General features: G+C 52.6%; 10 protein-coding genes. 4 read left to right on the top strand and 6 right to left on the bottom strand.

Annotated elements, in window-relative coordinates:
- Window positions 1–112: 112 nt before the first annotated feature.
- From P8N76_17105 to P8N76_17120, 4 genes are all read right to left on the bottom strand, one after another.
- Window positions 113–274: a hypothetical protein gene (locus tag P8N76_17105; GenBank protein MDG2383392.1), complete on the bottom strand. Its 162-nt coding sequence runs from the start codon at window positions 272–274 to the stop codon at window positions 113–115.
- Between the two features lie 60 nt (window positions 275–334).
- The gene (locus P8N76_17110; GenBank protein ID MDG2383393.1) at window positions 335–685 is read right to left on the bottom strand and encodes a hypothetical protein; all 351 of its coding nucleotides are present in this window, start codon (window positions 683–685) and stop codon (window positions 335–337) included.
- A gap of 650 nt (window positions 686–1,335) precedes the next feature.
- Window positions 1,336–1,839 (bottom strand): hypothetical protein, encoded by a 504-nt coding sequence (locus tag P8N76_17115; GenBank protein MDG2383394.1) that lies wholly within the window; start codon window positions 1,837–1,839, stop codon window positions 1,336–1,338.
- A gap of 700 nt (window positions 1,840–2,539) precedes the next feature.
- Window positions 2,540–3,745: a TlpA disulfide reductase family protein gene (locus P8N76_17120; protein ID MDG2383395.1), complete on the bottom strand. Its 1,206-nt coding sequence runs from the start codon at window positions 3,743–3,745 to the stop codon at window positions 2,540–2,542.
- Window positions 3,746–4,354: 609 nt separating this feature from the next.
- Here P8N76_17120 and P8N76_17125 point away from each other — a divergent pair.
- From P8N76_17125 to P8N76_17140, 4 genes are all read left to right on the top strand, one after another.
- Window positions 4,355–4,762 (top strand): PQQ-binding-like beta-propeller repeat protein, encoded by a 408-nt coding sequence (locus P8N76_17125; protein MDG2383396.1) that lies wholly within the window; start codon window positions 4,355–4,357, stop codon window positions 4,760–4,762.
- 216 nt (window positions 4,763–4,978) lie between these two features.
- A complete protein-coding gene (locus P8N76_17130; GenBank protein MDG2383397.1) occupies window positions 4,979–5,359 on the top strand; it encodes a hypothetical protein in 381 nt (126 codons plus the stop codon).
- Between the two features lie 1,372 nt (window positions 5,360–6,731).
- On the top strand, window positions 6,732–6,971 hold the full coding sequence (locus P8N76_17135) for a malectin domain-containing carbohydrate-binding protein (protein ID MDG2383398.1): 240 nt from the start codon (window positions 6,732–6,734) through the stop codon (window positions 6,969–6,971).
- A 143-nt stretch (window positions 6,972–7,114) separates the two neighbouring features.
- Window positions 7,115–8,227, top strand: coding sequence for a peptidase (locus tag P8N76_17140; protein ID MDG2383399.1), 1,113 nt, complete (start codon window positions 7,115–7,117; stop codon window positions 8,225–8,227).
- Window positions 8,228–8,362: 135 nt separating this feature from the next.
- Here the strand turns inward: P8N76_17140 and P8N76_17145 are convergent, their stop codons facing one another.
- Entirely contained in the window at window positions 8,363–11,155 is a 2,793-nt protein-coding gene (locus P8N76_17145; protein ID MDG2383400.1) for a BatD family protein, read from the bottom strand.
- Between the two features lie 21 nt (window positions 11,156–11,176).
- On the bottom strand, window positions 11,177–11,853 hold a 677-nt coding region (locus P8N76_17150; protein ID MDG2383401.1), incomplete at its 5' end, for a hypothetical protein.

Below are 11,853 nucleotides of genomic sequence, written 5' to 3' on the forward strand. Positions count from 1 at the left end.
AGTAGGATGGCATTCCAAAGCCCTCCATCGAAGGGCCTGGAAGCCCATCGTACGCGTCGCATATCATCTGCCGCTCGCCTTACGTATGTCGATCCTACTCTTTTGTGATCGTCTAATCAAGTTTGAGCAGGAGTCGAACGACCGTCGTCAATGTGGCGAGCGTTTGCAGTTTGTCGTCATCGCCGACTGTAGCACCATAGACTGTCTTGGCATCAAGCGACCGTTCGTCAATTCGCCGACGTTGACGCTGGTGAAACTGGACCAGGGTTGTCAACTCCGAATCAGTGGGCGGCCGTGACAGTGTAAGCCGAAAACCCGTGGCAAACGCGCCCTGTCACGCCCTCGGATGCCTCCCGCAGGACACGTCGCGCCAACACCCCCGATGCTTCGACGACCACCAGATCATCGAGTTGGGCGAGTGCCTGTAGCGGTGTGTTGGAGCGGCGTCGGGATCGCAGGTGGTCACGGTGACCTGGCCGTCGGAAGGCGCGACGTATTCGAACCCGACATCGTTGTGCATGATCCCCATCAGTTCGCACTCTGAATAGAGGTCGTACCCGCTGGAGATCAGGTCGGTCGTCTGGTACGGCGTGCTGTTGGTTTGGATGACGATCGGCTCTTCGCAACAGTCACCGGTCATGCCGGTGGAAGGGAAGGTCAATGCAAGCACGATGAGTGTCGTCATGTTGTCGAGTCTACCGGTATTGAATACGGATTGAACAGTGCGGTGTGATCTTGACGCCAGTTGACTGGGGTCGATCAACGGCGCACGCAAGAAACGACCTCGTGTCACGAGCTTTCGAGGCCTAGCAGGACCCTGAAATCGATGATTCGTCGTATTTTCATTTTTTGGGGTATATCGCTGGATTCAACGGCCGCACAAACCCAATATGTTTCCGGTTTACTTTGCTTGGCTTCGAGTTCGACGATTCAGATTTACAACTTAAGAACACGGGTGACGATATGGACGACGATCAGACCTCCTCAGGGTCTCGTGACAATGGCGACAAGAACAATTTGATGCCTGAGTACTAAGATTTGGAGAAACTGCTTCATGCACTTCAGAGATCGAATCACATGACACGAACGCTGGTGGGTCACGGCCGAATCCTAATATTGATTCTTCTCGGCATTGCCTTCTTGCTGTTCTTGTTGGTCTTTATGACCTCCGTAGGTCAGCGAGTCGGCGGCTTTTGAGCATCGGTGTGCACGAGCATCATGGGCGATCGGTCCATTTCGATGGCACGAGTGTACCGGTAGAGCCATTGGCTCCACGCAGGCTCTTGTCTGGCAGTCGGGGTCGGCGGATCGAGGGGTCTCGACGTTGCCACCTCGTCAGTGGCTGCTGTCCTTGTCCGAAAGCGATACGGGCTTGAGCAGGTCATCAGGAACCAACCCGGTGAATGCCTCGGCAAACCTGAAGAGTCGTTCATCGAAACTGCGCGGATTGGCCGCGAAGAACGTGGAATGGCTGTCCAACAGTCTGCGCTGGATGATCATCAGGCCGCTCGTGAACTCCATCAGGAGCTCCTCGTCCTTTAACATCATGAACCCAAGTGTCTCCTGATTGAGGCGGTCGTACGCAGCCTTGGGGTCTCGTGCCTTCACGGTCCACTTCTGGTTGAAGTCCGTCGACTCGAAGCGAACGGTCTGCAGTTTGCCGGGCAACTTGATTTGGTCCGTCAGTGTTCGGGCATGGATCGTCATCTCGGGACATTCGTTTTCGGTCTCGACCAGCAGGTAGATGCTGATACCTGACTTCGCCTTGTTTGAATACTTCGAATCGTGCTTCAAATCGAGATGGGGACACTGGTGGCCGTGTGGATGCAGGAACAGCAACCATCCCGGTTCCGCGTTAGGAGATTGCTCTTGTGGGCATGAGACCAGTAGATGTTGGAGTGTTTGAGCTGGTCCTGGTTGTGAAGTCCCAGCCGTGGTCTTGCGCCCACTTCACCCATTCCAGCCTCTTCTTGCCAAGCCCGAGACCGGTAAAGTATCCGAGAAACGAGCCACCGGGTACGCCTAGGACCAGGCTCACCACCATGGCCGTCTTTGGTCTCATGTGATTTGACAGGCACAGCAGGAAGAAGACCGGCGTGCAGATCAGGGCTCCGATGATGATCGCGGGAATCAGCCTGGCGTGGAATCCTCCGGTCCGCGTCCAGTCGTACTGTTTCTCCGTGTCAGTCATCGATGTTCACTTGTATCCTGTCTTTCTTCCGGTTGATTCGTTGCATGGCAGGAGCTTCTACAGACGCGATTGGCTGCTCGCTCCGTAGCTTGCACCGAGGATATTGGTCGAGGAGCCAAGATGCTACGTTACCGGCTGGAATGGTGAGTGCGTTTAAGGCCAGTCCAGTGGTTGGTTGCTGCTTCGCAATTGGCTGCATTATTCCGCACCTTTCAGTCGACCAGCCAAATGGGCAAAGCTTAGCGGGTGAAGCTCCTGCGATGGTCGAGTTTGCTCGAGATACCGGCGGCATTCACAGCGAGGCCATTCATCAGAGGATTCCCGTCGCCCCGTCAAGAATTCTCGGCTTCACTGTTTCTTTTTTTCGAGCTCTTTCCCGATTAAATCACTGAGACCTGCACCGCGCAAATTCTGGGCGGTCGCAAGGATTTTGCCGCTGTCACCGTCGACCAATAACACAAACGGTATACCACTCACATCGTATTGATTGCCAATCGTCGTGCTCCAACCTTTCCCTTCGTAGATCTGCTTCCAAGGCAACTCTTTCTCAACGAGAAATTCCTTCAGCGATTCCTCCATCCCCTCGCTGTCGAAACTCACGCCTAGGATTTGAAAACCATCGTCGTGATGCGCTTCGTAGGCAGCCTTCATGTGAGGAATCTCACCGATACACGGGGCACACCAGGTTGCCCACATATCCAACATCACAATTTTGCCAGCATAGTCATCAGGAAAATTGACCTTCTCGCCATCCATTGTCGTTGCCGAAAACTTTAATGCCGGTTTCCCAACACGCAAATCTGGAGGTAATGGCAACTGTGGTAGATCTTCTGTGGCCTTCGCAAGTTTCAGCTTGGCACCCTCGATAGAGATCACGTAGGTCGTGCCGGTAAAGTTAAAGGGCTTGCCAATGGAAACCACTTCATAATTACGACTAATTCGACCGTCACCGTTTCGATCTATCGGTAACCTTGTGTTTTCAGTTGGGGCTCCCGCTAAAAAGGTACGAAACTCTTTTTCATCAATATTCATGGCGTATTGATAGCCATAGTCCTTGTAGAACATCAGCGAATTCTTCAAGGCCGCCCTTCGAGGATCTTCCGGATCGAAGCGATACAATCCAATCGAGCCAACTTGGCCATCCGCCAGTTCAACTTTTCCCGCACCACTGTGAACCGTTAAACCACCTCGCTTTACACCCATCCATGCCACTTCTGGGTCATTCGTCAGATCGCCATCACCATTGGTATCGATGAAGAGCTTCGAGTCACCTTCTTCGGGTTCGTCCAGAATAAAAACCCACTCTTTGCCATCAATCTCGATCTTTCCGTATTTCGGATTCCCCAACTCCTTCGGAGCAACTTGCACCACATCGGCTTCAAGATTCATTTCCGCCTGAAGCGGCCGATATCCGCCCGTTTTCGCGGTGAGCCCACTGCCGACAAATTCTTCCTGAATTTCCTGAGCCTTCGCATGGTTTGCCAAGACGACCAAAAGGGGCAACATGGTGAGAAACGTAATTCCCCGAAAACATCGCAAGAAAAGAGAACACATAAACAATCATCCTCGCTTGAAAGTTGGTGTCGTTTGGCCTCATCGTTGCTCAGTGCGTCATGAGCCAGCCCTCGATTTTAATACTCTCTGGCTTTGGTTGCCATTGTCGAAACAACTTTTTGTCCGTTGATCGATTTCGAAGATGCCCCCGAATAAGAAGGCTGAATCCCAGGTTTGTTTGCGCAGAACTCGCCTCTCAAATCACCAGATCGGCGATTTAAGATCAATTTCCTCGCTGTAATCGGAACGAGTCGACTAGGGTCGCGGCATTGGCCTCCACCATGAAACGGCAACGCCACACCCGAAGCCTGACAGGTCGAGTTGCTTCGAACCCGCAAACTTCACTCCCGTCAATTCTCGATCTCTTTGACATTTCCGTTTCGCGTAGATCGTAAAACGGTAGAACTTCAGGTTAGATGAAACACATCATCTCGATATTGCTCATCGCCACGTTAATCGGAGTGGCGCCTGCTGAGGATTGGCTCATGTGGCGAAAGGACGCCGGTCGAACGGACGCAACCTCATCCGAGCTGCCGAATCCCCTACAGCTGCAATGGGTTCGCACCCTGCCTACGATCACACCGGCGCTCAAGAATCCGCGTTTACATTTTGACGCCGGCTACGAAACCGGTTGTTGCAGAAGGTCTTCTATTACTATCATCTTCTTGCACTGACTCACTAACCGCTTACGACATCAAAACTGGCAGCCAACTCTGGGAATGTCGCGCCAACGGCCCCTTGCAATTCACTCCCGCGATCTCGGACCAATCGGTCTGTTTAGGATCGGATAATGGTGTTCTTTATTGCGGCAAGCTGCAAACCGACGAACTGATTTGGAAACTACGTTCGGTCCCCAGCCAACGTCTTGTGTTAGGCAACCGCCGACTGATCTCGATGTGGCCGGTCCGAGGCGGCCAACTGGTGGCCGAAGGCAACGTCTATTTCGCGACAGGAACCGGGCCCTTCGAAGGAATTTTTGTCTACGCCGTGGAGATCGCGTTGGGAAAACTTATTTAGCGCAACGACCGACTCCGCTATCTATTCGGTCAACAACGCCACCCTCGGAAAGCCATCGGAGGACTCACTCCCCAAGGCTATTTACTGATTAACGATAACACGCTAATTGTCTCGTAATCAGCGGCTTATCCTGCGCGGCTAGATCGGGAGACCGGCGCACTTATCGAGTTCGAGCTACCGTCGCCAAACCGATTTCCCGGCATTTGGTTTGCGAGTATGGATCCCACAAAAGCAAAGGCAATTCGACGCGGCAAATCAACCTTTGATGATGTGGTGAATCGCCAACTCCACGAAGATCGCATGCACAAGGGCCTAGGTAACTCGGCAACGAGTCGCAAGATCACCAACAAAGACAATCCGACAACTTTCAATCATCCCTTGCCGGGCGTTTCGGGAACCATCCATTCGCTGATCGTTGTCGACCAATATGTGATCGCGACGACCCGAGAGAGAAAAGTCTACTGTTTTTCGGCACCCGATCAGAAACCGTCTCCAATCGTGCAGCATTGGCCACCTCCCGGCAAAGACTCTTACCCACAATCCAACGTCCCAACGACGTGCGAACGTCGTCCATCGCCTTGCCGACACCAAGTTTGACTTGGCATTTGTGCTCGGCTTACAAGAGGAATCACTGGTCAAAGCACTGCACAACCTGACGAATTATCAGGATTGTGACAATCGTTGACAACGAAACTCGTGTTCGGAACTCAGGCAACAACTTGAAGATGCGGGGCTTGATACCGCGTGTGGCCGTGCTGCACCGCAACTTACAGACACTCGAACTTCCACCTTACATTGCTAGTCTGATCACCAATGAATCGGCAGCAACTCTAGAAATCTCGTCAAAGCGACTCCAAACCCTGCGTCCTTTTGCTGGTACCGTGTTATTCGACCGAAGCTCACAGAGGATCGCCAACGACGTCTTCGCGCAAATATCGCCAGGTAACGTTCGAACAAACGATTGATGATGACCAGACAATCATCAAACGTACTGGAGCCCTTCCGGGTTCCACCGACTATCTCGGCGGCTGGACCGATAGCCGCGATCCATTGGTCCGCTTCCCTTGGGGCGTTCTGTGGTTGGGTGACGCAGTCGCCCACTTCAAACGCTTACCCTCGCCGCAATTTCGGGCTGGCATCATGGTCTCAAAACCCAAGGACTGAAAGAAACCTCTTCTCAAGGGAAACAACTCGATCGACTCCCCTCTGCGTCGCCTGTGTTTTCGAACATTTACACAGGTCGAGTTCCGGGCAAAGAAGAACAACCTCGGCTAAATACCAGCATACATCAGTCCCAAGCCGACCCCATGGAATCACGTCAATACCGACCACCCCGCCAAAAACATGCCTGGAAGCCCACACACCCCCTAGCCGGGGAGCGCACAAATCCACTCACGGGCGCAATCGGACTCTGAACATTCCCCAAAAGCGACGGTTGCGATGGAGGCGTCGACTAAGGCGACTTCTTCATCCTCCGCAGGGGAACGCCTGCCTTTTATGACAAAACGCAGGAAAGTGGTACCGTCTTCTTGAGCGGACCGCGCAGTGGATGCACCAATCGCGTCATTCCAGCTGGAGGTTTGCTTTATGTCCCCAATTTTTACGATGGCTGTACATGTCGCTATCCACTCCCCACTGCTGTGTCACTTGTGGGGATGCCAGAAAGCGATGAACAATGGTCATCATGAGAAAGCAGCCAGCTCGACCCCGGCTCAGTGCAACGCATTGGCCTCAACTTTGGAGCATCGAGAGATCGCATCCCACGAGCCGGCACGTGATGGCTTGATTACCCTTCCGTCGGCGGTCCCTCGCCGACATTGAAGATCACGTAATCGCCACGAGCGCCGATCTACCGTTATCATCACAGCCTGTGAATGACCAGCAGTGAGGAAATGCCCTGGGTCTCCGGATCGATCGTGGAAGGTCGAACAAAAATTCGACTGCACGAAATTTATCCAGGCGTTACAAGATACGACTATGCTTCGCCGAACCTGACGCAATTTCTGTCTGCGATCGCGTGCAAGACATTTCAGTTCAAGGCAAAAACATCATTGACAACCTCGACATTTACGCTGAGTCCGGTGGGATGCTGCGTGGGCTGGTCCGCACTATTCACGATGTCCCGCTTGAGAACGTACTGCAATTGCACCTTCGCGCATCGAAGGGTAAGCCCCTGCTGCGCGGTATCGAGGTGGTGCGAACGGAATAAGCGATTGTTCCATCGCCTTTCCATCGAAGACCTGCCTGCTGAAAGACCTTCTATCTCTGGCTTAAAAAAAACACTTGCGAAAACGTCCGAATCTTTTGATGATGGGCAGCAGCCCCGATCTTCAAAACAAGGGAAACCGATTCATGCCGAAACGCATCCCCCCTTCCGGCCAACACCGCAACAGCATTATCTCGCGACGCGAATTGCTTCAAGCTGGCTCAGTCACTGCAGCTGCCACGTCTACCGCTCCGCTTTTCCTTCATGCTTCTGATAAGTCTGGTTCAAAGAAACCGATTATTGGCCACGGCGAGCACACCTATGAATGCGAACACGATTGGGGAGCGGAATCACTAACGAGAGGCCAACATTACGGAGGTGCTTCACACGGCACTGCGGTGGACTCAGAGGGTCGCGTCTACATCACGCACCGCGGTGCCCCAGGCTCGTTATTCGTGTTCGACGCGGACGGCCAATTTATCCGTTCGATGGGCCATTTCCATCACGCGGGCGGCGCCGCCCAATCGAGTGGACATGGAATTGACATTCGCAAGGAAGACGGCGAAGAGTTTGTCTATCTGGCTGCCGCTGACAAAGCAATGGATTTTGCAAAAATGACTTTGAACGGCGAAGTCGTCTGGCGGAAAGGGCGAAAAGCAATTCACGCCGATAGCGGCATGTACACCCAAGGCACCGCTTATCGCCCAACGAACATCAGCTTTTCCCCCGATGGCGGCTATTTCCTCGGGGACGGTTACGGCAGCAACTACATTTTCCAGTATGACAAAAACGGTAACTACCTTCGCACCCTTGGCGGTCCTGGCAATCAAAATGGACGGTTCAAAACGCCCCATGGGCAATGGCTGGACAACCGCGATGGAACGCCCAAATTAGTGGTGGCAGATCGTGCAAACAAACGTTTGCAATGGTTCGACATGGAGGGCAATCACCTGAAGACGCTGGGCGGATTCTTATTCCCCGCCGACATCGACATTCAGGGAAAAATTCTCATGGTTCCCGATCTCCATTGCCGCATTACTTTACTCGATGAAAACAACCAGGTTATCGTGCAACTTGGCGAAGACCCCAAATGGCGAACCAGAGCGTTAGACGGCTTCAAAATGCGGACAAAACGAGCGGAATGGCTACCGGGGAAGTTCGTCCATCCTCATGACGCTTGTTTTGATGAGCACGGAAATATCTTCGTGGCCGAATGGGTCGAAACGGGACGTGTCAGTAAATTACGTAAGGTGTCCTAATCGAAGTGCAGGAGTTGAAGCATCGTGGTTAAACGCCGGACTTGCGACTTCACAAAGCTATTGGTAGCGAGAGATTCGGCCAGTTTCTCACCCAGGATTTTCTCACGCGTACAAAGAACGAATCCGGCTCGCCATTCAAAGCGGCAGGACCACTGATTCAACCTGAGATTCAGGAAGCCAACCCGCCTGCCCACCAGAAAGTTCAACACGAACCCAATCGTTCCTTCGATCGACAATCGTTGCTTCCATTCCTTCGGCAGCTTGTATTTTGGCAACCTTGGGAAATTCCAACCCGTCACCCGTACGTAAATGGGCTTCTTCAGCAACGACAATTGCAAGCGGCTGCTCTATCCCGTCGGACCAATACAATCCAATACCACAAATCAATAGCAGCAAAAAGGGAACCGCTGCCCACTGCGCAACGGGAAACTGAAACCGAAGTGTCCAGAACACCATGAAAGTCCAAAATACCACTGACGAAACGGCAAATACCGTTTGAAGCCAGCCACGATTAGCCGCCGCAGTTTGGGCCATCTTCTGAAAAGCCCTGGAACCACTGGTCAACTTCGACGCCGCAGCTTTCTCATCGTCATTCGCTTCCTTCCCCGCGTGCTCATTCGCAAAGCGAAGATTAGCGATCGCCTGCCCATTGCCTGGATCAAGTCTCAAGACACGATGGTAATTGCAGATGGCATAACCACATTCTCCACTGCGAAGGTAGGAGTTTGCCAAATTCAAGAATAGTTCGCTGTTCTGGATTCCTTGATCCACGAGGAGTTGATATTTCCGGGATGCAGTGTCGAAAAGCTCCAGTGCCTCCGCCTGGTCGGTTGAAGCGACAGCTTCGGCTGCACGATAGGCAGCATTAGCTTCTGACAAAACCGTCTTCCGTTGAGACTCGCTAAGTTCGGGTAGCGACCGCTGACTCTCGCCACCCTCGACCCAAGATGGAGTCATCAAAACGGCTAGCAACATCAGACTGGCTACGGTCGTCCGCCCGACTGAACGGGGAGCGATCATCTTTGCCGATTTCTTCGATCGCCGAATGTTCCTTTTCGATACGTGCGTCATCGCTGAGTCAAGTAGATCAACTAATGAACAAGCCGGTTGCTTTGAACCCGACGTCGCTGCCAGACCCTCGTATCGAGAAGAGTGAGAAACTGTTTCTGCAGAATCCCTTGGAGCTGATTGAAATCGACTGAGTCGATCCAAAAATGACTCCAACTGATTGGCTTCCGCGAATAAACCGAGCACTCTCAACACACCCACCGCTTGTCGATCGGATCCCACCTTTTCACCCGATTTATCGGCTACAAAGTTCACCAGCGACTGCACAACCGCTGCATCCGTGTCCGCTGCATTGATCCGTTTCAACGCGAGGGTTTTCGCGAATCGACTTCGCGGCAGACGCACCCCGTAGCCCAGAGCCATTCGACCGGCTGCGATCAGCAGCCAAACAACGGCGGGCAGAATAGCGAAATACTTCCAGGTCGAGCGACTCGGTACTGACATCGAATTCAATAGCATCCCTGAATCGTTGTTGGTAAAGTCAGGAGTCGCATCTAACGAAGACGTCGAAGCCTGATCGTCTCCGCTGGGACTGGAGTTACTGATAATCGAATCCATGGCCAACATCTCGGACTCGTTAACGGTGATCGGAATCGCTTCGGTATAAACCGTCTCATACTGTTCCTTGTCCGGGTCAAAGAAACTGAATGGAATGGGCGGAACTTCCGAGACGCCAGCCCTACGGGGCCGGATAGTGGTCACAAATACCTTCGTATTGTCCTGCACAAACCCTCCCGGAGACTGATCCATCACTTTAAAATCGTTTGTAAAGATTGGCATTTCATAGAGCGGAGGTGCTTGCACCAATTCCATCGGTCCATCGCCCAACACACCGATTCTTAATGTAATTGGGTCTCCGGCCGCAACCACGCTCGGTTCCGCTTCGGCAACGATTCGATACCTTCCCACGGCCCCTCGATAGTCGGTCGGTCGATCCGCTGTAGGCACCGCCACCACCTCGGTTGCATTGACGGTAGCTTCCGCCACAATCGGCCTCGCATCTGCAACACGTAATCGGCTCCCAAAAGGCGAAGAGCCAAAAAAATCATCTGCGAACATGGATCCGAATGGATCACGAGATCGCCCCAGCGATACCGGATAATTAACCACGATCTGAACGTCATTGCCGTCAATCTTACCTGGTCGCGTCGGATAGACAGTGGCGTCAATTTCATACAGAAAATAACTACGCTCATCGCCATTTCCATCATCACGCAAGACTTCAACCCCCCGAGGTCGTTCTTGGTTCTCAGCCATTTCCTGCAGCCGATCGGCAAACTTCCCCCAGGCCGTTGATTCCGATAGCATTTGCCACATCTGCCCTTCGTTTAATTCGATCTTGCTCTTACGATCACGAAATGGCTTCAGCCAAATCTTGAGTTTTAGATCGAGAGGCTGACCAACATAAACTTTCTCTTGGCTGCCCTCGATTTCAACAAACAGCAAATCTCCCGTCTCGCTCTTCGTGGCCACAAAACTTATCGGTTTTGTTTCTTCTGTCTTCCCATCGACCCTAATTACCAAGGACGGAACCTCAAAACGCCCAGCACGGCGTGGTGTAATTACAAACTGCGCCGTCACGCTTCGACTCTCACTGCGACGTCCATTAATAATTGTGATCTGGGACGATTGAGCCGGAACACCCGCCGAACGTACGTCACATCCATCAATCTCTGGATCTTCGGGTATTACGTAGTCGCGAGCATTGGCGATCTGCACCTGCAAGACGAAGGGCACACCAACGTAGGCCTCGCGAGTCGAAAGCCGCGCCGAAACTCGTTGTGCGTGAACCGATAACGGTACCACACAACCAATCAACACAAATGCGAGCAGGGATGTTATTAGGTTTCGTTTCATCATTCGTTTCACCGGTTCACACAATTACCAATCTTTGTCCACTTGCACGCGACGGGAACGCTGACGTTGCTGCTGTTGCAAACGACGCAACATGTCACGATCACGTACTGACTGAAGTAACTTCAACGCCTCTTCACGACTAATGAGATCATCTGCATTGGTTGGAACGGCCATAGCCTGACGATCCTGATCCAAGGGTTTCTTTTCCTGATTCGTTGCAGAGAGTTGCCCGGAGGGTGGCATTTCCTGCTTATCCTCTTCTTTCTGCAATTCCTCCAAATCGCGGTCTGATTCTGTACCGGCTGTTTTCGGGGGCGACTTAAGGTCTGCCTGTGGGTATTCGTGATCCTCCGAACCCTCCTTGGAAGAGTCGGATTCCGATTCGTCCTGTTCAGTCGATTCACCCTCATCCTGCTTGGCCTGCTCGTCTTTAGTATTCCCCTGGGAATTCTCGCTGCTGTTTTGTTGGTCCTGTTGCTGTTGATCCTGCTGTTGTTGATCCTGCTGTTGTTGATCCTGCTGCTGTTGATCCTGCTGCTGTTGATTCTGCTGCTGTTGATCCTGCTGCTGCTGATCCTGCTGCTGTTGATCCTGCTGCTGTTGATCCTGCTGCTGTTGATCCTGCTGCTGTTGATCCTGCTGCTGTTGATCCTGCTGCTGTTGATCCTGCTGCTGTTGATCCTGCTGCTGTTGATCCTGCT

It is taken from the genome of Pirellulaceae bacterium (genome assembly GCA_029243025.1).
In the GTDB taxonomy this organism is placed as follows: Bacteria; Planctomycetota; Planctomycetia; order Pirellulales; family Pirellulaceae.